We start from the raw sequence: 25,483 nt of genomic DNA, 5'->3' as shown, positions 1-25,483 counted from the left end.
TCAGCCCCCGGACTTGCGACGGAACATCTGCTGGGCCTTGGCCGGGCCGTGGGCGTCGTGCACCTTGGACTGCTCGGCGTCGTCCGCGACGTCCCGGCCGGAGTGGGCCTGCTTCTTGTCGAGGGCCTCGCGAAACTTCGCCTTCATCTCCTCGGACGGACCGGTCTTCTTCGCCTTGCCTGACATGTCGTCCTCCTGTGTCCCCGCGGCTGCGGGGGGTAGTCATGGGGTGCCGGGGCCACCCTGTCACCCACGCCGTGGACCCGCCACACGGACCCGGTCCGAAGGGGTCGTCAGCGCCCCTCGCGTCGGCGTTGCTGGGAGTTCCACTGCCGCATCCGGCTCGGATAGCCGGTCAAGAGTACGTCGTAGACGGGAATCTCCAGCGCCTTGGCGAGGTCGAACGCGGTCTTGCGCGAGCCCACCGCACGCCGGGTCCACTCGCCGTCCGTAGCGATGAGGATGAGACTCTCGGCGCTGACGTTGGTGGCGGGCTCGACGAAGGCCTCCACCCCACGTCGCGTCTCGGCGAAACTCCTGAGGTGATCCCGGACGGCGGCGTGGTCGACGCCCATGGCGGGGCCGTCCGTGCGACGGCCGTCACCAGACGTCTTGCGGCGAAACCTGTTCAACAGACCCATGCGTCAACATTATCGCGCGAGCGCCGTTTTTCCGGTGACATCAGGCTCACCTCCGGCCGCGAACGGGTCCCCCGGGTCGCCGCCTGCCCAGCGCGCGATGCGGCACCGGTGTGCGACCTATGAGCCGATCAGTGACAGGATGCGCAGTGAACGTTCCGGGCGGAGGCGCGATCCGTCGTCGCCCGCGGAGGACACGATCCTGCACAAGGGAGCGCACACATGGCGGCTGGCGCCGAGACGGCCTTCGACCTCGTCATCCTCGGAGGCGGCAGCGGTGGCTACGCCTGCGCCCTGCGCGCCGCGCAGCTGGGCCTGGCGGTCGCCCTTGTCGAGAAGAGCAAGCTCGGCGGGACCTGCCTCCACCAGGGCTGCATCCCGACCAAGGCCCTTCTCCACGCCGCCGAAGTCGCGGACGCCGCCCGGGACAGTGAGAGGTTCGGGGTGAGGACGACCTTCGAGTCGGTCGACATGGGCGGTGTCAACGCCTACAAGGACGGTGTCGTCGCCCGTCTCTACAAGGGCCTGCAAGGTCTGGTGTCGTCACGGAACATCGACTACGTCGAGGGCGAGGGTCGGCTCGTCGCCGCCGACACCGTCGAGGTCGACGGTCGTCGGCTGACCGGGCGACACCTCGTCCTGGCCACCGGCTCCGTCGCGAGGTCGCTGCCCGGTCTCGAGATCACGGGCCGGATCATGACCAGCGAGCAGGCCCTGTCGCTCGACACCGTCCCGCCGCGGGTGGTCGTCCTCGGTGGCGGGGTCATCGGCGTCGAGTTCGCGTCGGTGTTCCGCTCCTTCGGCTCCGAGGTGACCATCGTCGAGGCCCTGCCCCGCCTTGTCGCCGCCGAGGACGAGGCGGTCTCCAAGCAGCTCGAGCGCACGTTCCGCAAGCGCAAGATCGCCCTGCGGACCGGGGCGGCGTTCGCCGGTGCCAGCCAGGACGGCGACGTCGTCACGGTGCAGCTCGAGGGCGGCGACACCCTCGAGGCCGACCTGCTGCTCGTCGCCGTCGGCCGTGGCCCGGTCACCGACGGCCTCGGCTACGCGGAGGCCGGCATCAGGCTCGACCGGGGCTTCGTGCCGACCGACGAGCGCCTGCGCACCAACGTCGAGGGCGTGTATGCCGTGGGAGACATCGTCCCCGGCCTGCAGCTCGCGCACCGCGGGTTCGCCCAGGGCATCTTCGTGGCCGAGGACATCGCCGGGCTCGACCCAGCTCCCATCGACGAGACGGGCATCCCCCGGGTCACCTACTGCGACCCCGAGATCGCCTCGGTAGGACTCACCGAGTCGCAGGCCCGGGAGAAGTTCGGCGAGATCGAGACCTACGAGTACAACCTCGGGGGCAATGGCAAGTCGCAGATCCTCCAGACCCAGGGCTTCGTCAAGCTTGTCCGCGAGAAGCACGGCCCCGTCGTGGGCGTCCACATGATCGGGGCCCGCATGGGTGAGCAGGTCGGCGAGGCCCAGCTGATCTACAACTGGGAAGCGCTGCCCACCGACGTCGCCAGCCTGGTTCACGCCCACCCGACCCAGAACGAAGCTCTCGGAGAGGCGCACCTGGCCCTCGCCGGGAAGCCCCTCCACGCCCACGCCTGACGCCCGAGAAACGCCCAGAAGGAGACAACCTCATGTCCGAACGCGTGACCATGCCGGCCCTGGGTGAATCCGTCACCGAGGGGACGGTCACCCGCTGGCTCAAGAACGTCGGCGACGAGGTGGCGGTGGACGAGCCGCTGCTCGAGGTCTCGACGGACAAGGTCGACACCGAGATTCCGTCCCCGGTCGCCGGGACCCTGCAGGAGATCCTCGCCCAGGAGGACGACACGGTGCCGGTGGGCGCGGACCTTGCCGTCATCGGCGACGGTCCCGGCGCTTCGGGCAACGCTGACGGCAGCTCGAGCGAGTCCTCCGCCCAGTCCGCGGACGCGCCCGCCGAGGACCCGGATCCCGAGCCGGCGACCCCGTCCACCGACCAGCCCGTCGACGAGGAGAACTCCGAGCCCGAGGCTGAGACGGGCGGGGCGACCGACCCCTCGTCACCCGAGACTGCACCCCAGGCGAGTGGCTCGGCTCCCGCCAACGACTCCGGTGGCTCGGGTGGCGCCGCCGAAGGCTCCGGTGGCTCCAGCGGGGGCCAGACGGTGACCATGCCAGCCCTGGGTGAGTCCGTCACCGAGGGCACCGTCACCCGCTGGCTCAAGGCCGAGGGTGACCCCGTGGAGGTCGACGAGCCCCTGCTCGAGGTCTCCACCGACAAGGTCGACACCGAGATCCCGTCCCCGGTCGCCGGCATCCTCACCAAGATCCTCGTGGCCGAGGACGACACCGTGCCCGTCGGCGGCGACCTGGCCGTCATCGGTGGCGAGCCCGGCGGAACGGTGCCTGAGGCGCCGGCGGCGCCGGCGAAGGCCCCCGAGCCTGCACCTGCTGCGCCTGCGCCTGCCGCACCTGCACCTGCCGTGCCTGCGCCTGCTCAGCCCGCGCCTGCCGCACCCGCCGCTGCCGCACCTGCGCCCCCTGCCGCGCCGAGCGCCCCGGAGTCCAACGGCGGAGGGGACACCGCGGCATACGTGACCCCGCTCGTGCGCAAGCTGGCGGCCCAGCACGGCGTCGACCTCGCCAGCCTGGCCGGCACCGGGATCGGTGGCCGGATCCGCAAGCAGGATGTCCTCGACGCGGCCGAGAAGGCCAAGGCCCCGGCCCAGCCACCCACCGCTGCTGCTCCTGCTCCTGCTGGCGCCTCGGACCAGGCGGCGTCCAGCGCGGCCGCGCCTGCGTCGGTCTCCGCGAAGCGTGGCACGACCGAGAAGATGTCCCGGTTGCGCAAGGTCATCGCGCAGCGGATGCTCGAGTCGCTCCAGGTCTCGGCGCAGCTGACGACGGTCATCGAGGTCGACCTGACCAAGGTGGCCCGGCTGCGCGAGCGGGCCAAGAAGGACTTCGCGGCGCGGGAGGGCACCAAGCTGAGCTACCTGCCGTTCCTCGCGCTCGCCAGCGTCGAGGCGCTCAAGGCCCACCCCAACGTCAACGCAAGCGTCACCGGTGACGAGATCACCTACCACGCGCAGGAGAACCTCTCCATCGCCGTCGACACCGAGAAGGGCCTCATCGTCCCGGTGGTCAAGAACGCCGGGGACCTCAACATCGCCGGACTGGCCCGGGCGATCGCCGACCTCGCCGACCGCACCCGGACCAACAAGATCACCCCCGACGACCTCGCCGGTGGCACCTTCACCATCACCAACACCGGCAGCCGGGGGGCGCTGTTCGACACCCCGATCATCAACCAGCCGCAGGTGGCCATCCTCGGGACGGGCGCGCTCGTCAAGCGTCCCGTCGTCGTCGCGGACGTCGACGGCGGCGAGACGATCGCGGTGCGCTCGATGATGTACCTCGCCCTGTCCTACGACCACCGCATCGTCGACGGTGCGGACGCCGCCCGCTTCCTCGCCACGATGAAGACGCGACTGGAAGAGGGCCGCTTCGAGGCCTCGCTCGGCCTCTAGCAGCCCGCCCCCACCACCACCGAGGAGCACGACGTGAGCGCACGCCGCATCGCCATCACCGGGGCCTCCGGCCTCATCGGCGGGGCGCTGTCGGCGTTCCTCAGCGCCCGGGGGGACGACGTCCTGCACCTCGTACGCCGCGAGACCCGCACGGCCGCCGAGATCACCTGGGACCCGGTCCACCGCACGCTCGACCCAGCCTCGCTCGAGGGGATCGACGCGGTGGTGCACCTCGCCGGTGCCGGCGTGGCGGACAAGCGGTGGACCCCGGCATACAAGCAGCTGATCCTCTCCTCGCGTGCCGACGGCACCGCAACGGTCGCGAAGTCCGTCGCCTCCCACGGGTCGTCCATCCGGCTGGTCAGCGGCTCGGCCGTCGGCTTCTACGGAAGCGACCGCGGTGACGAGGTACTCACCGAGGAGAGCCCCGGAGGGGAGGGCTTCCTTGCCGACGTCGTCCGCGCCTGGGAGGCGGCGACACAGGTCGCGAGCGCAGCCGGCGCCTCGGTCGCCATGTCCAGGACGGGCCTGGTGATGGCGCAGGGCGCGGGCGCCTTCGGGCCCCTGGTGAGCCTGGGCCGGCTCGGTCTCGCCGGACCGCTCGGGAGCGGGCGGCAGTACTGGCCGTGGATCTCGCTCGACGACACGGTCCGTGCGCTCGTCCATCTCGTGGACCACCGGGACATCACCGGGCCGGTCAACGTCGTCGGTCCCGAGGCGCTCCCGCAGCGGGAGGTGGTGCACGAGATCGGCTCCCAGCTCGGCCGGCCCACCCTGCTGCCCGCGCCCGCATTCGCGCTGCGGGCGGTGCTCGGGGAGTTCGCCACCGAGGTGCTCGGGAGCCAACGGGTCCGTGCTGCGGTGCTGGAGCAGACGGGTTTCACCTACCGCCACGGCACGCTGAGCGAGGCCGTCGCGACAATCGTCTAGGCCCCGTCCTGACCAGACAGGCGACGCGAACGAAGCAGACGACGCTCAGGGACCGCCGGGCAGCCCTCGACTGGCGGGACGAGCTAGCCCTCGGCGATGTCCGTGAGGCGCCAGTCGGCGCCGGTCAGGGCGAGGCTGTAACGGTAGGAGCGGCCCTCCTGCGCCGGTGGCTGCGCACGCGCACCACCGGGACCGATGACGGTGTAGGGGGCGCGGTCGATGACAGCGAGCACCTGGGCACTCGTGTCGTCGACCCCGACGATCTCGGCCGACCGGACGTGGAAGACGAGGTCGGCATAGCGCTGACCCTGACCCTTCAGCTGGTCCAGTATCACGAGGTCCGCCTGCTGGGCGTTCGAGCCCTCGACGTCGACCAGGAGCAGCTGAGCTGGGTCGCCCGACACCAGCGCGAAGGCACGCGCATCAGCCAGGGTCTGGAGCGTCGACGGCGGATCGGACCGGAGCTGCGCGACGGCCCTGCCCGCGGCGCCCTGTGTGGTGGCGGTGGTGGTGCTCGCCATGCTCACCCTGCCGGTCGCGACGGCGAGCGGTGGGGAGCCGGCAGCCTCACTGTGCTGCCGGGACAGGAGGAACAGCAGCCCCGCCGTGAAGACCACCGCTGCCCCGAGCACGAGTCCGAGTCGCGTCGTGACCGACAGCTCGCGGGCCTCTGCTGCTCGAGCGGCTCGGCGTCGCGGCCCGGTCGGAGGCGTCGCGGACCACGGATGGCCCGCGTGGGCAGGAGGGTCGGTCACCCCCTGCCGGACCCGGTGGGTCATCGCGGTCGCCAGGTCGGGGTTGCGTCCGGCGAGCCCTACGGGAGCGGGGACCGCGACCCGGTAGAAGGCGACCGCGGCCTGCGCCGCCGTCGGCCTGGCACCGGGATCCGCCGAGAGCATCGACGCGAGCACCGGGGCGAAGTCCGGGCCGATGGTGGCCTCCGCGCTCGTGCCGGCGTTCTCCGGGTGCGGCGGGCTGCCCCCCGTGACCGCGTACCACGCCAGTGCCGCCAGGGACCAGACGTCGCTCGCCTCGGTCGGCAACCCACCCCGGTAGACCTCGGGAGCCACGAAGCCGCGGGTGCCGGAGACGGTGTGCGGGTGCTGCTCGCCCACCAGGCGTGCCCCGTCGTAGTCACTCAGCATCGGCTTGCCCTCACCCGTGAAGAGGACGTTGCCCGGGGAGAGGTCGGAGTGGATCACCCCGGCAGCGTGCAGCGCGCCCAGTGTTGCCGCGACGGGCGTGAAGATCGTCACGACCTCGCCGGGGTCGAGGGCTCCGCGGATCGACACGAGGTCCTCGAGGCTGCCGCCGTCGGCGAGGTCGAGCACCAGCGCGACGGATCCGTTCTCGAGGGTGAGCGCCTCGTGGAGGCGCACCACATGGTCACTGTCGACCCGCTCGAGGATGGTCCGCTCGCGCGCTGCGAGGTCGACGACGTTCGAGGACTCCTGCGCCCTCGCGACAGTGATCTTGACGGCGACCATCTCTCCCGACGACTCGGCGCGGGCCGCCCAGACCTGGCTCGAGGCGCCGCGCCCGATGAGCTCGGTCAGGACGTGCCCGGGCACCTCGGGGAGCGCGGCGGCGGGATCGGTCATCGGGGGTGGGCTCACGAGTCCATGGTGGCGCGGTCGGCCCCGGGACGGTCTCGCTCGTCCACAGGGGGGCGGGGCCCCGGTCGATCTGCTTCGGAACTCGAAGACAGGAGACGAGGCATCCGGGCAGCCCTCGTACCCGCCTGGCCCGAGCGCAGCCCCTCCGTCGGCACCCCTCCACCCCGCAACCAGGACGCCGAAAAGGTCCGGGTATGCCGTGCGCCTCTGCTCCCGGGATCGCCCTACGCTGGCCTCCATGCCTGGCCACCCGACCATCCTCGCCACCTCGGGCGGCTACCGCGCCCACGACCGACTCCACTTCGGGCTCGGCGACCTCATCCCGTATGCCGTGGAGCTCAGCGGTGCGCATGGCCGCACCCCCCGGGTCTGCCACGTCGGCACGGCCTCGGGAGACCCGGCGGAGTTCTCGTTCCGCCTCTCCGAGGCGGCCCGTGAGCGCGGACTGGACCTGAGCCACCTGCGCCTCTTCACGATGCCCAACGTCGAGGACATCGAGGGGCACCTGATGGAGCAGGACGTCATCTGGGTCAACGGCGGCTCCGTCGCCAACCTCCTCGCAGTCTGGCGGGTGCACGGTCTCGACGCGATCATGCGGCGCGTATGGGCGGCAGGCGTCGTCCTGGCCGGTGTCTCGGCGGGCTCGATCTGCTGGTATGAGGGCGGCACGACCGACTCCTTCGGCCCGCAGCTGCGGGCCGTGACCAACGGCCTGGCGCTGCTGCCCTACGCCAACGGCGTGCACTACGACTCCGAACCGGGACGGCGCCCCCTCGTGCACCGGCTCGTCGCCGACGGCACTTTCGGGCAGACGCACTGCACCGATGACGGGGTCGGCCTCGTCTACCACGGCACCGAGCTCGTGGAGGCGGTGACGGAGCAGGACGGCCAAGGTGCCTATGTCGTGCGGCGGGACGGTGACGCGGCAGTGGAGGAGCCACTCGAGACCCGCCGCCTCTGAAGGCGGGCCGGCAGGCGGCCCGCGCGTGACAGGCTGACCCAGACGACGACGACTGCGGCCACGGCATACCCGATCGGCGGGAGGCTGCCGCCGGCGCCCTCGTAGGCGAGATGGCCCGCGACCGCCACGGCGAGCCACTCGAGGCGGTGCGTGAGGACGGCGAGGGCCACGAGCGGCAGGGCGTACCAGGGGTAGGTGGGCGTCGTCGTGAGGAGCAGCACCCCGAAGAGGACGAGCGCCGCGTGGGCCGGGTCCGGGCGGGAGCCCACCCGGGTCATCACCCCGACCGCGGTGACCCCCAGCACGAGGACGATCGCGGGAGTCAGCCAGCTGGCGGGCAGGACGAACCCGAGCACCCCCGCTCTCGCACCACCCTCCTCGGACAGGTAACCGGGGAGGTAGCCCAGGACGAGGCTGCCGGCCACGAGCGCGTGCGGCAGATAGGTCGCGGCAAGCGCGACCACGGCGGCGACCGGGGCCGGGAGTGCGGCCCGCAGGCCCTCACGTCGCAAGGGCATGAGAGCCGGGGCGAGTGCCAGGGGGGTGAGCTTCACCGAGGCGGCGAGCCCGAGCAGCAGGCCGGCGAGCCACCGCATGCGGCGCCGGCCGGCCGTGCTGGCGCCGGCCGCCACGGCGCCGAGGACGAGGGCGGTCGCGACGATGTCGACGTGGGCGCCGTTGCCCGCCTCGACGAAGACCGTCGGGCACCACGCCCACCAGAGCGCGCAGAGGGGGTTGCCCCCGCGGCGGCGGAGCCACCCCGCCAGGACTCCGGCCATACCGATCGCGAGGAGGGCACTGCCGACCTGCAGACCGAGCGTGCCGAGCGACCAGGGGGTGACCGCGGCGACCGCGGCGAACCAGGCCTGCGCGACGGGGGGGTAGATCGTCGGCACCCTCGGGCGGTTGATCCGGGTGCGGCCGTCGTCGGCGGCGCGGCGGGAGAGCTCGGCGCGGTCGCTTGGGAGGGGCTCGGTGAGGTAGCCGGACCGGTCGTTCGGCCCGAGCCCCGGGAAGAGGACCGGGTCGCGCAGACCCGCGAGCCGGTCGTCCAGCGGGGCGTAGCGGTAGGGGGACGTCCCCGAGAGCTGGACCCGACCGTCCCACACGTAGCGGTAGACGTCCGAGCTCGTCCGCGGCGGGACGAGCACGCCTGGCAGCTGGACGACGGTGGCTGCCAGGATGACCGCGAGCACTGGCCTGCGCCAACGGAACCCGCCCGTAGTTGCCCACCAGGTCACGACCAGGGACAACGCCCACACGGCAAAGATGCCGCCGCGGACCACCGGTCGACCGGTGGCGGTGTCACCGAGACCGAAGAGCACGGCATACGCCGCGGCGCACACGAGGGAGCCGAGGACGAGCCGCATGGTGACCACTGTGCCCGGTCCGGCCGTTGGCCGGGGTGAGCGTGGGCCACGCGCCGCGAAGTGTCACCCGGCCGTAAGCGCTCGCGCCGTCGCCCTGCGGCGCCACGTCCTACCGTCGTGGTCATGAGGCAACCACCCCTCCCGGAGGACTTCTGGTCCGCGTTGCACGGCCCTCGCGTCACGGCCCGGCTGGGCGTCTGGCTCGGCGCCGCCTTCGGCATCTGCTTCCTCACCGGGATCGTCAGCCATCTCCAGCAGCACCCGCTGCCGTTCTTCGTGCTGCCGCCCGACCCGTCCTGGGCCTACCGGGTCACCCAGGGCATCCACGTCGCGGCGGGCACCGCGAGCGTCCCTCTCCTGCTCTTCACCGGCATCGCCAACGGAGCCGGTTGGTACGTCTTCGGATTCGGCTTCACCCAGGTCCACTTCGCGTTTGCCTGGGTGGCCATTGATGCCCTCGTCATCCACATCGCGGTCAAGCTGCCCGTGATCCGGACGGCACTGAGCGCCCTTGGAGGCGCCGGAGGACGTCGCGTCCGGCGACGACGCCGCGAGCAGCCGCCAGGTCGGCGGAGACCGCCGATGGTTCATCCGGGGCGCTCTGGGCGTCTCGGCCGGCGCCCTGGCACTCACCGTCGGATCGACGATCCGCCCGCTGGAGTCGTTGTCCCTGTTGCGCACCCGACGACCGAGCACGAGCCCCGGGGGGCCCGTCAACCGGACCGCGCTGCAGGCGGGCATCGGGCCGTCCACCGACGAGGTCGCTGGCGCGTGGCCCTGAGCGGCCCCGGCGGCAGCCGGTCGCTCGGCCTCGCCGAGCTGCGCGCCGTCCCCAGGTCACGGCTGACCTCCCGATCTCCTGCGTCGAGGGCTGGAGCGCTGGCGCGACGTGGTCAGGGGTGCGGGTGCGGGACCTGCTCGCCCTCGTGGGCGGCTCCGGATCGGACCTGCGGGTCGACTCCGCGGAACGTTCCGGCGGCTACCGCCAGACGGTCCTCCCGGCGGCGTATGCCGCCCATCCCGGCACGCTGCTGGCCCTGGCGCTGAACGGGGCGCTGCTCTCGCTCGACCACGGCTTCCCCGCCCGCCTCATCGCCCCCAACCGGGCAGGGGTCCTGCAGACCACGTGGGTCGAGCGCCTCGAGGTGATCGCGTGAGCACCACTGCGACAACGCCCACCACCTCGGCGACACCCACCTCACCGGTGCTGCGCGCGTCCCTCGTCGCCACGGGCGTCCTGCTCGCTCTCGTCGGCGCCTACGCCTTCGTCGCCGCCGTCCCACCCGGCCAGTGGGTCCGGGTGGCCCTCTGGACCGCGGGCGGGGTCGCCGCCCACGACGTCGTCATCGCCCCCGTGGCGATCGCCCTCGGGTGGTTCCTGGCCCGGAACGCCCCGGCGCGGCGTCGCCGGGTGATGCGCACGTCGCTGTTGGCCGTCACCACCGTCGTGCTGATCCTCGTCACCCTGCTCGCCACCGGCGGCTGCGCTTCTGACCCCGCGCACGGGCGGGCCTCGACGATTCGCGACGGGCAACGGGTCAGCCGGCGTGGCGCAGTGCCACGAACGCCCTGCCGTCGACGCGCCAGTCCTCGATGGCGACGAAGCCGGCGCGGCCAGCGAGCCGGATGAGGGGGACCGTGCCGATGACGGCCCACGGGATGGGTCTCGAGTGCCGCCCGTGCGGCTCGTGGAGGGTCACCGTGGTCCGGAGGTCGACGGTGTCATCCGGGCTGGTCTCGACAAGGGCGACGGCCCCCGGGCGGACCAGCTCGCGACACCGACTCAGCAGGGTGAGCGGGTCACCCCCGATGCCGATGTTGCCGTCAGCGAGCAGGACTGTCGCCCAACGCCCTTCGCCGGGAAGGCGATCCATGACATTGCGCAGCAGTGCGCATGCTCCGCGCCGGGACGTCTGTGCCACGGCTCCGGCAGAGACGTCCACCCCGAGGGCAGGCGTCCCCCGCTCGGCGAGGGCCTCGACGAACCGACCCGGGCCGCACCCGATGTCGAGCACCGGCCCCTCACACCGCGAGACGAGCAGCTCGTCGGCCGCGCTCATGGCCAGCCAGGCACGGACGTCGAGCGGGCGACAGGAGACCCGGGTCGAGCCGCCGGCGTGGACGTGGACGTCCCCGCCCGCGATCGCCGCTTCGAAGAGGGTGGTGGGCGGGCAGGGGGTGGACACGAGCCTGCGGTGCAGGCGCCCGAACCGGCTCTGTGGAGCGAGCCGAGCCACCTCGAAGGCGTCGCCGGGCTCGTCGACGTCCCTCATCGGCGCCAGGAGGCGGACGGTGAGGCCCAGCGAGCGCAGTCGGGCCAGCTGCTCGGCCCCCGTGCGCTCCGTCGACATCGGAACGCCCTCGATGGCACCGCGGTGGTAGCGGCGGAACCCGATCGCCCAGTAGCCCCCGTCCTCCGAGAGCCCCAGCACGGCATCCACGCCGGACCAGTCCACGTCGAGGTCGCTGCCCCGCAGCTGTGGGGTGTCCATGCCGACCAGCAGAGTGGGTCGGTCGTCGTCCGCGCCCAGCAGGTCGGCGAAGACGTGCTCGAGCCGCTCGTCCAGGGTGGCCCCCCGCTGGGCGTGCACGACAGCGTGCTCCGGCAGCCACCGGGTCCGGGGCCCGTCCCACGCGATGACCGTGCGCCGGGGTCGCGCCTGACTGACCGCGTCCAAGGTGTCGCGGATCGCGGCCGTGGCCAACGCCGCAGCCTCGTGGGGAGTGAAGGTGGGCGTCAGCCGGGTCTTGACCCGGCCCGGGACCGGTGACTTCGCGAGGACGACGACGGTGTCGGGGGTCATCCGGCCAGGACCCTGGTCATGTCGTGCACCGCGCGGACCACGCCCAGAGGGGTCCCCGTCACCTTGGACCGTCCGGCGCGGGGGCGGTAGGGCACGTCCACCTGGACCACCGTCCACCCGGCCTCGGCAGCCCGGACCACCGTCTCGAGCGGGTAACCCGACCGGCGGTCGGCCACCGCGAGGTCGAGCAGGTCCGCCCGGTGACAGAGGCGCATCGGCCCGACGTCCCGCAGCCGCAGCCCGGTCCGCCGGTTGAGCCGGCGGGCCACTTCGCGGTTGGCGAGACGCAGGTGCCAGGGCCACGCGCCCCGGCCGACCGGCATACGCCGTCCGACGACGAGGTCCCCGCCGGCCTCGTGAGCTGCGAGCAGGAGCGCCAGATCGGCAGGGTCGAGGCTGGCGTCGGCGTCCATGACCGCGACGAGGGGAGCCGTGGCCGCCTCGACGCCGGTGTGGCACGCCGCGCCGTAGCCGCGTTGGTCGGCGGTGACGACCGTGGCGCCGAGGTCGAGCGCCACCTGCGCGGAGCCGTCGATCGAGCCGTTGTCGACGACGATGGGGCGAGCCCAGGACGGCATCCGGCCGAGCACCCACGGCAGCGCCAGCACCTCGTCGAGGCAGGGCAGCACGACGTCCACGGCTGAGGGCATCCTCAGACCCTAGGAGACCGGGTCCGGGTCCCCGCCGCGGCCCGGATGACGAAACCCTTACGGTCGCCCGATCCGGTGGCCGGGGAGGCGTCGTCAGCCCGTCCTGCCCTTAGGCTCGCCACCATGGTGGCCACCGTGCTCGTCGTCGAGGACGACACCACCGTGTCGAGTGTCCTGTCGGCCTACCTGCGCAGGGCCGGGTTCGACCCGGTCACCGCGAGTGACGGCCCGAGCGCGCTGCAGGAGTGGACGCAGCGTCGACCCGACGTCGTCGTCCTCGACCTCATGCTTCCGGGCATGTCCGGGCTCGACGTCCTCCAGCGGCGCCGCGCGGACGACGACCGGGCCGCGGTGATCATCCTCAGTGCCCGCGGTGACGAGGAGGACCGCCTCCTCGGCCTCGACCTCGGGGCGGACGACTACATGGTCAAGCCGTTCAGCCCCCGGGAGGTGGTGGGGCGGGTCCAGGCCCTGTTGCGCCGCGGCGAACGACTGGGGGCCCAGCCCCTGCTCCCCCGCCGGCTGGCATCTGGCACTCTTGCGCTGGACCTGGCGGGCCGGGTTGCCCGCCTCGACGGGCAGGACGTCTCGCTGACCCACCGTGAGTTCGATCTCCTCGCCTACCTGATGGGCCACCCCGGCGAGGCCATGACCAAGGAGCAGCTGATGCGACGGGTGTGGGGCTGGGACTTCGGGGACACCTCGACCGTGACCGTGCATGTCCGTCGCCTGCGCGAGAAGGTCGAGACCGACCCGTCGGACCCTCGACTGGTCGTCACGGTCAGGGGGGCCGGCTACCGCTTCGACGGGGCCGTGTCGTCGGATGGGTGACATGGTCCAGATCATCGCCATCACGGCCCTGACCTGTGTCGTGGTCGCCGCGCTGGGCGCCTTGGTCCTGCAGGCTGTCCGGGCCCGGTCACTTCTGTGGTCGATCGTCGTCGCAGCGCTCGTGCCGCTGGTGGCGGTGACGGCCTCCGTCGCGCTCAACGTCCAGCTGATGTTCATCTCCAGCCACGACTCGACGGCGGTCTCCGTGGCGTTGGCCTGCGCCACGGTGATCGGGGTGCTGTTGTCCTTCGTCCTCGGGCGACGGGTCAGCACGGGGTCGCGCGAGTTGACCTCCGCCCTGCGGGAGCTGGCCGGCCCCCATGGGTCCACATCCCCCGGCGCCCTCCCGGCGCCTGGCCGCTCGTCGGCTCCGGGCCGCTCGTCGGCGCCGGCGGAGATCACCGCCCTGGCCGAGGAGCTCGACGTCACCCGCCACCGCCTCGGGACCGCCCAGCGGCGGGCGAGAGCCCTCGAGGACAGCCGGCGCGAGCTGGTCGCCTTCATGTCCCACGACCTGCGCACGCCGCTCGCCGGGTTGCGGGCGCTCGCCGAGGGGCTCGAGGACGGCGTCATCGACGACGAGCCCGGAGCGCTGCGCCAGATGCGCCAGACCGTCGACCGGATGAACGGCCTCGTCGGCGACCTCTTCGAGCTCTCCCGCCTGCATGCAGCACCGGCGACCGACCCCGAGCCGCGGGCCATGGTCAGCCTTGTCGAGCTCTCGCACGACGTCGTCGGCGAGCTCGTCGTCCACGCGCGCCAGCGCGGGGTCACCCTCGTGCTCGATGCCGCGGACGACGGGGACCGGCTCGCGGTGCGGGGCCACAGCGAGGAGCTGGCCCGGGCCGTGACCAACCTTGTCGGCAACGCGATCCGGCACACGGACGCGGGCGGCACGGTGGCCTTGTCGGCGCGACGTGCCCCCGACGGCCGCATCCACATCGCCGTCACGGACGGCTGTGGCGGCATCCCCGAGACCGACCTCGGGCGGCTCTTCGACGTCGGCTGGCGCGCCGCCCCCGAACGCGGCACCGAGGACGCGGGCGCCGGCCTCGGACTCGCCATCGCGAAAGGCGTCGTCGAGGCCCACTCGGGCTCGATCGGTGTCGCCAACGTCCCCGGGGGCTGCCGGTTCGACGTCGTCCTGCCCCAGCAGGCCTGACGCCAACTGCCCACCATGACTCAGGGTCAAGGGGAACAGCTCAGGTGAAGGTCAGCGGCTCAGGTGAAGGTCAGTCCGCGTACGCCCTCGGCCAGCGGCACCCGCGCCCGCCACCCCAGCTCCGACGCGATCCGGGCGCTTGATGCGGTGATGTGCCGCACGTCGCCGAGCCGGAACCCCCCGGTCACCACCGGCTCGGGACCACCCCGGGCCCCGGCCAGCGCCCGGGCCATGTCCCCGACGGTGCTGACCACCCCCGACCCGACGTTGAGGGCGATGTGCCCGACGGTGGCGGCCTCGACCGACGCCCTGAAGGCCGCCCCGATGTCGTCGACGTGCACGAAGTCGCGCCGCTGGCAACCGTCCTCGAACACCGTGGGCGCCTCGCCCCGGTCCAGCGACGAGGAGAAGATCGCGGCGACCCCGGCGTAGGGAGTGTCCCTCGGCATCCCGGCGCCGTAGACGTTGTGCAGCCGCAGCGAGACGGCCGCCCCACCGGTCTCGCGCGCCCAGACGGCGGCGAGGTGCTCCTGCGCGACCTTGGTCACGGCATACGTGTTGCGAGGGTCGAGCGGTGCGGACTCGTCGACGAGACCAGCCTCCAGCGCGCGACCGCATTCGGGGCACGGCGGCTCGAACTGCCTGTCCTGCAACGAATCCAGCCTTCGAGGAGCCGGCGGCACCACCCCGTGGTCGGCGCAGGTGTAGCGCCCCTCGCCGTAGACCACCATCGAGCTGGCCTGGACGAACCGCGCGACGCCCGCGGCCCCGGCCGCCCGCAGCACGACGGCGGTCCCGAGGTCGTTGCTCGACACGTAGTCGTCCATGTCGGCGAGGTCCACGCCGAGCCCGACCTTGGCGGCGAGGTGGACGACGGCGTCGGCGTCGCGGACCGCGGCGAGCACGGCGTCGAGGTCCCGCACATCGGCCCGCGTGAGCGTCACCGCAAGCGCGCCCAGCCGCTCACGGGCAGCCGCTCCCCCGTCCCGGTGGACGTCCGGCCGCAACGAGTCGAGGACGCTGACGTCGTGGCCACCGTCGACGAGCTGTCGGACGACACTGGCGCCGATGAACCCGGCGCCGCCGGTCACGACGATCCGGGCAGCGGCGCTCACGGGGTGCTCACGGGGCGTCCCCGGGGGTGATGACCTCCACGACGCGACCCCCCGTGGCGCTGACCCGGGCCGCGTCGAGGACCGCGAGGACGTGGACGGCGTCGTGGGGGTCGACGGGCATCGCCGCCTGCGGGTCGTCCTGCCGCAGCGCCTCAGCCACCTCCCGGTAGAAGTCGGCCTGGTCCCCCGGCTCCCCCCGCACCGGCTCGCGCTCGCTCCCCCTGACGAGCCACCCGATGTGGTCGGCGTCTGCGGGCTGCCACTCGGTGAAGGCGGTCTCCTCGTCACGCTGTGCCCCGATGAGGTATGCCGCCCGGTCACCGAGGAGGCGCACCCGCGGCCCGGGGGCGGCAGAGACCGACGTGGCGCCGAGGTGCGAGACCACGCCCGACCCGTGCCGGCAGCTGAGGAAGGCGGTGTCCTCGGCCGTGGTGGTGTGGGCCGCCAGCTCGGCGTAGACGGTCCCGACCGGGCCGAACATCAGGACGGCCTGGTCCACGAGGTGGCTGAAGAGGTCGAGCAGGATGCCGCCACCCTCGCCCGGGGCAGCGTTCTCGCGCCACCGGTCCTTGGGCACGGGTCGCCACCGCTCCCACCGCAGCTCGGCCCGCAGCACCTGCCCGAGCTCGCCCGAGGCGAGGACCCGTTGCATGGTGCGGAACTCGGGGTCGTAGCGCCGGTTCTGGAACACCGTGAGGGGGACGCCCTCGTGGGCCGCGACGTCCACCGCCTCCAGTGCCGCCGAGGCGTCGACGGCCAACGGCTTGTCGACCACGACGGCCGGGCCGCTCGCCACCACCTGCGCGACCTGCGCGGCGTGCACCCCGGTCGGCGACGCGAGGACGACGAGGTCGAGGTCGGCGACCTCGAGCAACCCGGCCAGGTCCGGGACGACCAGCGCGGACGGGCTGTCCGCGCCCACCTGCGCGACCCGCTCCGGGTTGCCGGTCGCCACCGCGACGAGCTCGAGTCCGGCGGCCGCGACGAGCGGCGCGTGAAAGGTCCGGCCCGACGACCCGTAGCCGACGAGTCCGACGCGAGTCATGGCGCCCAACCTAGCCTCCCCCGGGCCTCGAGGACGTGGTGGCCTCAGGCTCCGACGTCGTGGGGTGGCGCCACAGCCTCGACGGCCACCACACCAGGTCGCCCAGGTCGTGGGCCAGGGCCGGCACGAGCAGGCTCCGGACGACGATGGTGTCGAGCAGGACACCGAAGGCGACGATGAAGGCGATCTGGACGAGGAAGAGGATCGGCAGCACCGCGAGCGCGGAGAACGTCGACGCGAGCACGATGCCGGCGCTGGTGATCACGCCTCCGGTGACGGCCAGCCCGACGAGGATGCCCGGTCTGGTGCCCCGCGCCCGGGTCTCCTCCCGCACCCGGGTCATCAGGAAGATCGAGTAGTCGATGCCGAGCGCAACGAGGAAGACGAAGCCGTAGAGCGGCGTCGCCGGGTCGGAGCCCGGGAAGTCGAAGACGTGGTTGAACACCAGGGACGCGACCCCGATGGTCGCCGCGAAGGACAGCACGTTGGCCGCGACCAGCAGGACCGGGGCGACGAGCGAGCGCAGCAGCAGCGCGAGCACGACGAAGATCACGGCGAGGATCGTCGGGATGATGACCCTGAGGTCGCGCTGGCTCGCCTCCCGGACGTCGAGGTTGACGGCCGTGCTGCCGCCGACGAGCACGTCCGTGCCCACCTGGTCCAGCGTCGTGCGCAGCGTCTCGACGGTCCCTTCGGCCTCGACGCTGTCGGCCGGGGCGACGAGGGTGGCCTGCACCCGCACCGACCCGTCGACGACCTTCGGCGGCTGCCCGGGGGCCTCTCCCACGAACGGGTCACGCACTCCGGCGACGGTGCCCACCAGGGCGACGACCCGGTCCACCTCGGCCACCGGGGTGACGATCTGCACCGGCGACCCCGACCCGGCTGGGAAGTGCCTGGCCAGGACCTCCTGACCGGTGACCGAGTCGACGCGCGTGAGGAAGAGGTCCGACTGGGTGACCCCCTTCGCGGCGTAGGTGGGCACGAAGGCCGCGCAGACCGCGAGCGCCGCGAACGTCAGGACCCAGGTCCGGCGCGGGTGGGTGCCGACGAGCCCTGCGACCCGGCCCCAGACCCCCGAGCGACCGAGGGCATCCTCCGCGTGGACGTGGTCGACCCGCGGGATGCGTGGCCAGAAGATCCGGCGTCCGGCCAGCAGCAGCACCCCGGGCAGGAACGTCAGCGCGGCGACGAAGGCGCCGAGGATGCCGAAGGCGCCGACCGGCCCGAGCCCCCGGGTGCTCCCCAGCTCGGACAGGCGCAGGCAGAGCAGCCCGATGATGACGGTGGCGGCACTGGCGGCGATCGGCTCGACGGCCGCCCGCCAGGCGACCTTCATGGCCTGCCACGGTGTCTGGCGGTCGTGCAGCTCCTCGCGGTAGCGGGCCACGAGCAGCAGCGCGTAGTCCGTCGCCGCCCCCACGACGAGGATCAACAGGATCCCCTGGCTCTGCCCGCTGAGGGCGATGGCGCCGTTCTTGGCCAGCGGGAAGACGAAGAGCGCCGCCGTCGACAGCCCGAACACCGATGTGACGAGCACGGCGAAGGGCAGGAAGGGGCTGCGGTAGACGACCAGGAGGATGACGAACACCACACCGAGGGCGACGAGCAGCAGGATCCCGTCGATGCCGCCGAAGGCCGTGACGAAGTCCGCGAAGAACCCGCCGGGGCCGGTGACGTGGACGCTGAGGCCGGTTGACCCGAGGGACGCCTCCCCCGACGCCCGCAGGGCCTGCGCGACCTCGAAGAGCACGGACGTGCCGGCGATGGTCTCCGAGGCCCTGCTGCCCACGAGCTGCACGGGCACCAGCACCGCCTGCTTGTCCTCGCTGGGCAGCCCGCCGAGCGGTGGGCTGACGAGGAACTCCCCGAGTGTGCGCGTCGGGTCGGCCGGCAACGGCAGGCGCGGTATGCCGGCGACCCAGGACTGCACGGCCGCGGCGTCCGCGGGCTGCAGGCCGGACGGCCGCTCGATGACGACGAGATAGGGCAGCGCCCGGGTGGCGGTGGCCTTCTCGGTGAAGGTGTTCACCGCGGTCGACTCGGCGGACTTCGGGAGGAAGCCGGCGTTGTTGTTCTGCTGCACCTCGGAGAGTCGGCCGATGAGCGGCCCGCCGACGCCCGCGACCGCCAGCCAGGCCAACACGACACCCAGCGCCGCGAGGCGCACAGTGCGCTGTCGGTGGGGCGCCCGGGTGGCGCGGTGACGTCCCGCACGCGGCGGTCCCTCCGAGTGCTGGTCGACCGGCGTCATGGACTGATCATGACGGGTCGCAACTGCGGCCTCACGGGTGCCCGCCGGCATACCGGACCGCGCCCGGCACACCGGGCCGCGCCCGGCACACCGCATCGGCGCGCGTACGCTCGTTGGCATGCGCTTTGTCCATCTAGGGTTCGATCCCGACCTCGTCGACTACCAGCGGGCGTGGGACCTGCAGCGCCAGCTGCACGCCAAGGTCGTCACGGGAGAGGAGCCGGACACCGTCCTGCTCCTGGAACACCGCGCGGTGTTCACGGCCGGCCGGCGCACCCAGCCCCACGAACGCCCTTGGGACGGCACGCCGGTCATCGACGTTGACCGCGGCGGCAAGATCACCTGGCACGGACCGGGCCAGCTCGTCGGCTACCCCATCGTGCGCCTCGCTGCGCCGATCGACGTCGTGGCCCACGTCCGGCGCCTGGAGGAGATGATGATCCGGGTCTGCGCGGACCTCGGCGTCGAGACCGGGCGGGTCCAGGGGCAGAGCGGCACCTGGGTGCTCGCCGACGCCCGCGGCCCCAACCGCAAGGTGGGCGCCATCGGCATCCGGGTCAGTCGGCAGGTGACGATGCATGGCTTCGCGCTCAACTGCGACCCCGACCTCGGCTGGGCCGACGTCATCGTCCCGTGCGGCATCCCCGACGCCGGCGTCACGTCGCTGTCCCGTGAGCTCGGCCGCGACGTCTCCGTGCAGGAGGTCCTCCCGCACGTCGAGAAGCACCTTGGCGACCTCCTCGATGCGGTGGCCGTGCCTCGACCCGTGGCCGCGGAATGAACGGGCCGGGACGAACGCTGGAAGCATTACAGAACACCGACGCGAGGAGCACCCTGTGACCGTGGCACCCGAAGGGCGTCGCATGCTGCGCGTCGAGGCGCGCAACGCGGAGACCCCCATCGAGCGCAAGCCGGAGTGGATCCGGACGACGGCGAGGATGGGCCCGGAATACACAGCGCTGCACTCCCTGGTCAAGAGCGAGGGGCTGCACACCGTCTGCCAGGAGGCGGCCTGCCCCAACATCTTCGAGTGCTGGGAGGACAAGGAGGCCACCTTCCTCATCGGGGGTGACACCTGCACGCGGCGATGCGACTTCTGCGACATCGCGACCGGGCGACCCCAGGCCCTCGACCTCGACGAACCGCGGCGGGTCGCCGAGTCGGTGCGCCAGATGGGTCTGCGCTACTCGACCGTCACGGGTGTCGCCCGTGACGACCAGGCCGACGGGGCCGCCGGCCTCTACGCCGAGACGATCCGCCAGATCCACCTGCTCAACCCCACCACCGGCGTCGAGATCCTCCCGCCCGACTTCGGAGCTGTGCCGCAGCTCGTGGGTCGGGTCTTCGACGCCCGCCCCGAGGTCTTCGCCCACAACCTCGAGACGGTGCCGCGGATCTTCAAGCGGATCAGACCGGCGTTCACCTACGAGAAGTCGCTGCGGGTGCTCAGCATGGCCCGCGAGGCGGAGCTGGTGACGAAGTCTAACCTCATCCTCGGGATGGGCGAGGAGGACCACGAGATCGAGGCGGCCATCGGCGACCTGCACGACGCCGGCTGCGACATCCTGACGATCACGCAGTACCTGCGCCCGTCGAAGCTGCACCACCCGATCGACCGTTGGGTCAAGCCGGAGGAGTTCGTCCACTGGTCCGTCGTCGCCTCAGACCTCGGTTTCAAGGGCGTCATGGCCGGCCCGCTGGTGCGCTCGTCCTACCGCGCCGGGCGCCTGTGGGCGACCGCGATGACGAAGTGGGGCCGGCCGATCCCCGAGCACCTGAGCCACCTTGCGGCCGCTGCCGACTCCCCCGCCCGCCAGGAGGCGGCCACGCTGGTCGCCCGCGCCGCCACCCCCGTATCCTGACCCGTATGGCCAAGGACCCCGCACCCAAGGACGCGACCCCCAAGAAGCCCGGGCGGGTGGCGCAGGTCCGCCAGGTGTTCACCGCGGCCAGGGCCGTCGACCCCCAGATCGGCTGGTGGATGGCCCTGGCCTTTCTCGGCGTCCTGCTCGTCGCCGTCGTCATCGGGGTCCTGACCCACTTCCTCGTCTTCGCGATCATCATCGGCATCGCGTTCGCGGCCCTGGCGGCGACCATCGTCCTCAGCCGGCGTGCCGAACGGGCCGCCTACCGGCAGATCGAGGGACAGCCCGGCGCCGTCGGCGCCACCTTGTCGTCACTGCGCCGCGGGTGGTTCTTCGACCAGCAGCCCGTCGCCGCGGATGCCGCGCGCGCCAACGACATGGCCTCGGCCGCCATGGTCTACCGCGCCGTCGGCCGGCCCGGCATCGTCCTCATCGGCGAGGGCCCGCCCGCTCGCGCGCAGAAGCTCCTCGCCGCCGAGCGCAAGCGGGTCGAGCGGGTCGCGCCGGGGGTCCCGGTGCTCCTGCTGCGCGTCGGCGACGGCGACGCCGAGGGTGAGGTCGGCATCCGCAAGCTGACCACCAGGGTCCAGCGGCTCAAACCGGTCCTGACCAAGGACGAGGTCTCCGTGGTCAACAAGCGGCTCAAGGCCCTCGGCGGCATGCGCACCCCCGTCCCGAAGGGCGTCGACCCGACGAAGGCACGGATGGACCGCCGCTCGATGCGCGGCCGCTGACTGATGCCGAGCCCGTCGACCCTCGTCGCCTTCGCGGTGAGCTCGCTCCTGCTCATCCTGCTCCCCGGCCCCGCCATGCTCTTCCTCGTCGCCCGGGGGGTCGCCGGTGGCCGACGGGTCGGTGCCCTCTCGGCGCTCGGGATCGAGGCCGCGACGACGGTCTACGTCATCGCCACCGCTCTCGGACTGACCGCCGTGCTCGCCGCCTCGGCGCTGGCCTTCGCCGTCGTGAGGTATGCCGGCGCGGCATACCTCGTTGTCCTCGGGGTCCGCACCATCCTCGACCGGCGCGACCTCGATGTCCCGACGGTCCCGGCTGCGGCGCCGAGCATCTGGGGCAGCTGGCGCCAGGGGTTTCTCGTTGGCATCTCGAACCCCAAGGTCGCGCTCTTCTTCCTTGCGTTCTTCCCTCAGTTCATCCACCCCGAGGCCGGTGCGGTGGCGAGCCAGGTGCTCGTCCTCGGTGCGGTCATGGTCGCGATCGGGACCGTCCTCGACGTCAGCTACGGCGTCTTCGGGGGCCTCGTCCGGACGCGGCTGACGCGGCGGGTGACGGGCGTGCGGCGCGGCCGGATCGCCGTCGGCCTGACCTACATCGGTCTCGGCGGCCTGACCGCGGCGACGGGTCAGCGAGCAGCCTGAGCCGGTTCCTGGCCGACGTCGCCACCCAGCTCGGCCCGGATCGTCGCGACGAACCGGTCGAGCCGTTGCGGTGAGCGCCGCAGGAAGAGGTCAGGCTCGATCGCCTCGAGCTCGATGAGACTGGGGGCCCCCTCCCAGTCGACCAGATCCACGCGGGCGTAGGTCAGCCGGCCCGGCGCGTTGTCGATCGCCGAGAGGGCGATCCGCAGCTCGAGGGAGTCCGGCTCGTGCTCGAACTCGGCGCCGCCGTAGAAGTACTGGGTCCGGTAGTCACCCTCGGCCGGCACCTTGCGGACCGCGTGCGAGAACCGGCCGCCGAGGAAGATGAGTGACCGCTCACCCGCGTGGATCCCCGGGACGAAGGGCTGGATGACGACGTCCCCGTTGGCCGCCAGCGATTCCGCGTGGCGACGCGCCTCGACGCTGTCGCGGCGGGCCCGCAGGGTCTGCCTCGCGCCACCGTCGATCGCCGGCTTGACGACGACCTCCTCCCACGGGCACTCGCTCAGCTGCAGGTCGACGTCCACGGAGCCTCCCGGGATGAGCCGGGTCGGCACCGTCGCCACCCCCTTGGCCGCGAGCTCGATCAGGTAGCCCTTGTGCGAGTTCCACCGGATGACATCTGCCGGGTTGACCAGGCGGGTGACCCGCTCGACGCCCGCCGCCCAGTCGCAGAACTCCACGACCCGGTCGAAGTAGTCCCAGGTCGAGCGCACGACGACGAGCGCGTATGCCGCCCAGTCGAGCTCGTCGTCCCATGAGACGACGTCGGTGGCCATGCCCGCGGCGCGCAGGCCGTCGGCGACGACGCTCACCTCGGGGTCGACGTAGCGCGGGTCGTTCGAGGTGACGAGGGCAACGCAAGGCCGGCTCACGCCCGGAGTCGCACGAGGACGGTGGCAGCGCCCTTGTCGTGCAGGCCCCGGCCGTCGCGGTCCCAGATCAGGGCCGGCACCGCGAGCACGAGCAGGCCCGTGCGGACGAGGACCTGCACCGGCGTGGCGCGGCCCCCGCCCAACGAGACCAGCCCGATCCCGAGGAGTCGCTGACCGAAGGTGGAGCCGAGCGTGGCCAACAGGAGCAGGTTCTCCACCGCGAAGATGCCGAGCACCACGAAACTGCCCGGGCCGCCCTCACCGAGGGTGATGCGCAAGAGCAGGAACGCCAGCAGCTGACACATCGTCCAGTCGATGAAGATGGCAGCCAGCCGACGCCCGAAGCGGGCCACCGAGCCTGGCCCGCTGCGCGGCATACCGAGTCGTTGTCCGGGGTGGCTCCTGTGCGCGTCGCGGCGCTGCGCCTCGGGCCCCTGGAGCCAGGAACCGACGTCCTTGCGGTCTACCACGGGATCTGGTCCTTGACAGTGTCGGAGGGCCCGGTCTGTAACACCGGCGAAACATACGGGTCACGGGCGAGAAATGCCGCCCCCCTAGTCTCTCACCTGAACGCGCAGGAGCGGTCGTCGGCACGCAGCCGCCCACGACCGCCCACACCACAGGAGGTTGGATGTTCACCAAAGCCGAAGAGGTCCTGAAGTTCATCAAGGACGAGGACGTCAAGTTCGTCGACATCAGGTTCTGCGACCTGCCCGGCGTCATGCAGCACTTCAACGTTCCTGCCGAGAGCATCGAGCTGGACTTCTTCCAGAACGGCCAGATGTTCGACGGGTCGTCCATCCGTGGCTTCCAGGCGATCCACGAGTCCGACATGAAGCTCATCCCGGACCCGAAGTCGGCCTACCTCGACCCGTTCCGCGTCGAGAAGACCCTCATCATGAACTTCTCGATCGTCGACCCCTTCACCGACGAGCCCTACAGCCGCGACCCGCGCAACGTCGCGGCGAAGGCCGAGGCCTATCTGACGTCGACAGGCATCGCCGACACCGCTTACTTCGGCGCCGAGGCGGAGTTCTACGTCTTCGACGACATCCGCTTCGAGACCAAGCAGAACGCCAGCTACTACTACATCGACTCCATCGAGGCGGCCTGGAACACCGGTCGCGTCGAGGAGGGTGGCAACCGCGGCTACAAGACGCGGTACAAGGGTGGTTACTTCCCCGTCCCGCCGGTCGACCACTTCGCCGACGTCCGCGACAAGATCTGTCTCAACCTCAAGGACGTCGGCCTCACCGTCGAGCGCTCCCACCACGAGGTCGGCACTGCCGGTCAGCAGGAGATCAACTACCAGTTCAACACCCTGCTGCAGTCCGGCGACGACATCATGAAGTTCAAGTACGTCGTCAAGAACACGGTGTGGCAGGGCGGCCAGACGGCCACCTTCATGCCCAAGCCGATCTTCGGTGACAACGGCTCGGGCATGCACACCCACCAGTCGCTCTGGAAGGACGGCAAGCCGCTCTTCTACGACGAGAGCGGCTACGGCGGCCTGTCGGACCTGGCCCGCTGGTACATCGGCGGCCTGCTCAAGCACGCCCCGTCGCTGCTGGCCTTCACCAACCCGACGGTCAACTCCTACCACCGCCTGGTCCCGGGATACGAGGCGCCGGTCAACCTCGTCTACTCCGCCCGCAACCGCTCGGCCTGCGTGCGCATCCCGATCACCGGGACCTCGCCCAAGGCCAAGCGCATCGAGTTCCGAGTGCCGGACCCGTCATGCAACCCCTACCTCGCCTTCGCGGCGCAGATGATGGCCGGTCTCGACGGCATCAAGAACCGCATCGAGCCCCCGGAGCCGGTGGACAAGGACCTCTACGAGCTCCCGCCGGAGGAGCACGAGGCCATCGGGCAGGTCCCCGGTTCCTTGCCCGAGGTGCTCAAGGCGCTCGCCGAGGACCACGACTACCTGCTCGAGGGCGGCGTGTTCACGTCGGACCTCATCGAGACATGGATCGAGTGGAAGACCCTCAACGAGGTCGACCCGATCCGCTTCCGCCCGCACCCCCACGAGTTCGAGATGTACTACGACATCTGACGGTCAGATGCCGTTTGACCTGCGCTTTTGCGATCTGAGGGGCGGCTTAGTCCGCACCTAGTCCGCAAGTCGTTGGCTTTTGGTCAACGAGTCCGCGCGTGTTGCCAGCACCACTCCCACGGCAGCGCGTGCGGACTCGTCTGCATCAGGCCACATATGGCCGTAGGTGTTGAGCGTTGTCATGGCGCTCGCGTGCCTGAGGCGGCGCTGGACCACCTTCACGTCCGCGCCGCTCGCGATCAGCAGCGAGGCGAAGTAGTGCCGCAGGTCGTGGAACCGAAAGCCGGCCGGCAGACCCTCGACCTTGACCCGGGCCGTGCGGATGGCCCGCTCGAGCGCCCAGGGCGACGTCGGTCGACCGATCTCGTCTGTGACGATCGTCGACCCCTGCAACTGTCTGCGGCGGTGGCGCGGTGGCAGGGG

26 protein-coding genes are annotated in these 25,483 nt (G+C 71.9%); 14 read left to right on the top strand and 12 right to left on the bottom strand.

The genetic code is table 11. The features are described 5' to 3' along the window. Window positions 1-186: a DUF5302 domain-containing protein gene (locus tag ACLL9L_RS09530; protein WP_411284412.1), complete on the bottom strand. Its 186-nt coding sequence runs from the start codon at window positions 184-186 to the stop codon at window positions 1-3. A 107-nt stretch (window positions 187-293) separates the two neighbouring features. Continuing rightward, a complete protein-coding gene (locus ACLL9L_RS09525) occupies window positions 294-641 on the bottom strand; it encodes a hypothetical protein (protein ID WP_411284411.1) in 348 nt (115 codons plus the stop codon). Between the two features lie 219 nt (window positions 642-860). On the opposite strand from ACLL9L_RS09525, the gene lpdA reads away from it, so the two are divergent. The 3 genes from lpdA to ACLL9L_RS09510 are packed head-to-tail and all read left to right on the top strand — an operon-like array spanning window position 861 to window position 5,080. Continuing rightward, entirely contained in the window at window positions 861-2,240 is a 1,380-nt protein-coding gene (lpdA, locus tag ACLL9L_RS09520; RefSeq protein WP_411284410.1) for a dihydrolipoyl dehydrogenase, read from the top strand. A 32-nt stretch (window positions 2,241-2,272) separates the two neighbouring features. Beyond that, a complete protein-coding gene (gene sucB, locus ACLL9L_RS09515; protein WP_411284409.1) occupies window positions 2,273-4,150 on the top strand; it encodes a 2-oxoglutarate dehydrogenase, E2 component, dihydrolipoamide succinyltransferase in 1,878 nt (625 codons plus the stop codon). Between the two features lie 33 nt (window positions 4,151-4,183). Beyond that, the gene (locus ACLL9L_RS09510) at window positions 4,184-5,080 is read left to right on the top strand and encodes a TIGR01777 family oxidoreductase (RefSeq protein WP_411284408.1); all 897 of its coding nucleotides are present in this window, start codon (window positions 4,184-4,186) and stop codon (window positions 5,078-5,080) included. 83 nt (window positions 5,081-5,163) lie between these two features. Here the strand turns inward: ACLL9L_RS09510 and ACLL9L_RS09505 are convergent, their stop codons facing one another. After that, on the bottom strand, window positions 5,164-6,696 hold the full coding sequence (locus ACLL9L_RS09505; RefSeq protein WP_411284407.1) for a serine/threonine-protein kinase: 1,533 nt from the start codon (window positions 6,694-6,696) through the stop codon (window positions 5,164-5,166). 238 nt (window positions 6,697-6,934) lie between these two features. Between ACLL9L_RS09505 and ACLL9L_RS09500 the strand changes: the two genes are divergently transcribed. Continuing rightward, on the top strand, window positions 6,935-7,657 hold the full coding sequence (locus ACLL9L_RS09500; protein WP_411284406.1) for a Type 1 glutamine amidotransferase-like domain-containing protein: 723 nt from the start codon (window positions 6,935-6,937) through the stop codon (window positions 7,655-7,657). Here the strand turns inward: ACLL9L_RS09500 and ACLL9L_RS09495 are convergent. Continuing rightward, on the bottom strand, window positions 7,594-9,027 hold the full coding sequence (locus ACLL9L_RS09495) for a glycosyltransferase 87 family protein (RefSeq protein ID WP_411284405.1): 1,434 nt from the start codon (window positions 9,025-9,027) through the stop codon (window positions 7,594-7,596). The two genes, ACLL9L_RS09500 and ACLL9L_RS09495, sit on opposite strands and share 64 nt — an antisense overlap. A 511-nt stretch (window positions 9,028-9,538) precedes the next feature. Here ACLL9L_RS09495 and ACLL9L_RS09490 point away from each other — a divergent pair. From ACLL9L_RS09490 to ACLL9L_RS09480, 3 genes are read left to right on the top strand one after another with little or no spacing between them, the layout of a single operon-like run. Further along, the gene (locus ACLL9L_RS09490; RefSeq protein WP_411284404.1) at window positions 9,539-9,808 is read left to right on the top strand and encodes a hypothetical protein; all 270 of its coding nucleotides are present in this window, start codon (window positions 9,539-9,541) and stop codon (window positions 9,806-9,808) included. Beyond that, entirely contained in the window at window positions 9,792-10,184 is a 393-nt protein-coding gene (locus ACLL9L_RS09485) for a molybdopterin-dependent oxidoreductase (RefSeq protein WP_411284432.1), read from the top strand. Before ACLL9L_RS09490 ends, ACLL9L_RS09485 begins: the two co-directional genes overlap by 17 nt. Then, window positions 10,181-10,657 (top strand): hypothetical protein, encoded by a 477-nt coding sequence (locus tag ACLL9L_RS09480; protein ID WP_411284403.1) that lies wholly within the window; start codon window positions 10,181-10,183, stop codon window positions 10,655-10,657. The genes ACLL9L_RS09485 and ACLL9L_RS09480 overlap by 4 nt, the downstream gene beginning before the upstream one ends. Here ACLL9L_RS09480 and ACLL9L_RS09475 read toward each other — a convergent pair. Together ACLL9L_RS09475 and ACLL9L_RS09470 are read right to left on the bottom strand one after the other, a co-directional pair. Next, window positions 10,566-11,831 (bottom strand): DUF2064 domain-containing protein, encoded by a 1,266-nt coding sequence (locus ACLL9L_RS09475; protein WP_411284402.1) that lies wholly within the window; start codon window positions 11,829-11,831, stop codon window positions 10,566-10,568. The genes ACLL9L_RS09480 and ACLL9L_RS09475 overlap by 92 nt on opposite strands. Next, window positions 11,828-12,481 carry a glycosyltransferase family 2 protein gene (locus ACLL9L_RS09470; protein ID WP_411284401.1) on the bottom strand — a complete coding sequence of 218 codons (654 nt, stop codon included), beginning with the start codon at window positions 12,479-12,481 and terminating at the stop codon, window positions 11,828-11,830. The genes ACLL9L_RS09475 and ACLL9L_RS09470 overlap by 4 nt, the downstream gene beginning before the upstream one ends. Window positions 12,482-12,604: 123 nt before the next feature. Between ACLL9L_RS09470 and ACLL9L_RS09465 the strand changes: the two genes are divergently transcribed. Further along, the gene (locus ACLL9L_RS09465) at window positions 12,605-13,312 is read left to right on the top strand and encodes a response regulator transcription factor (RefSeq protein WP_411284400.1); all 708 of its coding nucleotides are present in this window, start codon (window positions 12,605-12,607) and stop codon (window positions 13,310-13,312) included. A gap of 1 nt (window position 13,313) precedes the next feature. After that, entirely contained in the window at window positions 13,314-14,474 is a 1,161-nt protein-coding gene (locus ACLL9L_RS09460; protein ID WP_411284399.1) for a sensor histidine kinase, read from the top strand. Between the two features lie 59 nt (window positions 14,475-14,533). Here ACLL9L_RS09460 and ACLL9L_RS09455 read toward each other — a convergent pair whose 3' ends face one another. Genes ACLL9L_RS09455 through ACLL9L_RS09445 form a run of 3 tightly spaced genes read right to left on the bottom strand, consistent with a single transcriptional unit; the run spans window position 14,534 to window position 18,888 of the window. Beyond that, window positions 14,534-15,589: an NAD-dependent epimerase/dehydratase family protein gene (locus ACLL9L_RS09455; RefSeq protein ID WP_411284398.1), complete on the bottom strand. Its 1,056-nt coding sequence runs from the start codon at window positions 15,587-15,589 to the stop codon at window positions 14,534-14,536. Window positions 15,590-15,596: 7 nt separating this feature from the next. After that, a complete protein-coding gene (locus ACLL9L_RS09450; protein WP_411284397.1) occupies window positions 15,597-16,634 on the bottom strand; it encodes a Gfo/Idh/MocA family oxidoreductase in 1,038 nt (345 codons plus the stop codon). A gap of 10 nt (window positions 16,635-16,644) precedes the next feature. Continuing rightward, entirely contained in the window at window positions 16,645-18,888 is a 2,244-nt protein-coding gene (locus ACLL9L_RS09445) for an MMPL family transporter (RefSeq protein WP_411284396.1), read from the bottom strand. A gap of 118 nt (window positions 18,889-19,006) precedes the next feature. Here ACLL9L_RS09445 and lipB point away from each other — a divergent pair, with 118 nt between their 5' ends. The 4 genes from lipB to ACLL9L_RS09425 are packed head-to-tail and all read left to right on the top strand — an operon-like array spanning window position 19,007 to window position 22,129. Beyond that, a complete protein-coding gene (gene lipB, locus ACLL9L_RS09440; RefSeq protein ID WP_411284395.1) occupies window positions 19,007-19,669 on the top strand; it encodes a lipoyl(octanoyl) transferase LipB in 663 nt (220 codons plus the stop codon). Window positions 19,670-19,724: 55 nt separating this feature from the next. After that, window positions 19,725-20,750: a lipoyl synthase gene (gene lipA, locus ACLL9L_RS09435; RefSeq protein WP_411284394.1), complete on the top strand. Its 1,026-nt coding sequence runs from the start codon at window positions 19,725-19,727 to the stop codon at window positions 20,748-20,750. A 5-nt stretch (window positions 20,751-20,755) separates the two neighbouring features. Then, window positions 20,756-21,487, top strand: coding sequence for a DUF4191 domain-containing protein (locus tag ACLL9L_RS09430; RefSeq protein ID WP_411284393.1), 732 nt, complete (start codon window positions 20,756-20,758; stop codon window positions 21,485-21,487). 3 nt (window positions 21,488-21,490) lie between these two features. Next, window positions 21,491-22,129, top strand: coding sequence for a LysE family translocator (locus tag ACLL9L_RS09425; RefSeq protein WP_411284392.1), 639 nt, complete (start codon window positions 21,491-21,493; stop codon window positions 22,127-22,129). On the opposite strand, the gene ACLL9L_RS09420 is transcribed toward ACLL9L_RS09425, so the two are convergent. Then, entirely contained in the window at window positions 22,114-23,004 is an 891-nt protein-coding gene (locus ACLL9L_RS09420) for a RimK family alpha-L-glutamate ligase (RefSeq protein WP_411284391.1), read from the bottom strand. The two genes, ACLL9L_RS09425 and ACLL9L_RS09420, sit on opposite strands and share 16 nt — an antisense overlap. Next, a complete protein-coding gene (locus ACLL9L_RS09415; RefSeq protein ID WP_411284390.1) occupies window positions 23,001-23,474 on the bottom strand; it encodes an RDD family protein in 474 nt (157 codons plus the stop codon). The genes ACLL9L_RS09420 and ACLL9L_RS09415 overlap by 4 nt, the downstream gene beginning before the upstream one ends. A gap of 161 nt (window positions 23,475-23,635) precedes the next feature. Here ACLL9L_RS09415 and glnA point away from each other — a divergent pair, with 161 nt between their 5' ends. After that, window positions 23,636-25,060: a type I glutamate--ammonia ligase gene (gene glnA, locus ACLL9L_RS09410; protein WP_411284389.1), complete on the top strand. Its 1,425-nt coding sequence runs from the start codon at window positions 23,636-23,638 to the stop codon at window positions 25,058-25,060. Window positions 25,061-25,117: 57 nt separating this feature from the next. Here glnA and ACLL9L_RS09405 read toward each other — a convergent pair. Beyond that, window positions 25,118-25,483 (bottom strand): tyrosine-type recombinase/integrase (locus ACLL9L_RS09405; RefSeq protein ID WP_411284388.1); only part of this gene is annotated, 366 nt, incomplete at its 5' end.

Source organism: Lapillicoccus sp. (genome assembly GCF_046595215.1).
Classification (GTDB): domain Bacteria; phylum Actinomycetota; class Actinomycetes; order Actinomycetales; family Dermatophilaceae; genus Lapillicoccus.
This window is presented reverse-complemented; position numbering and strand designations above follow the sequence as displayed.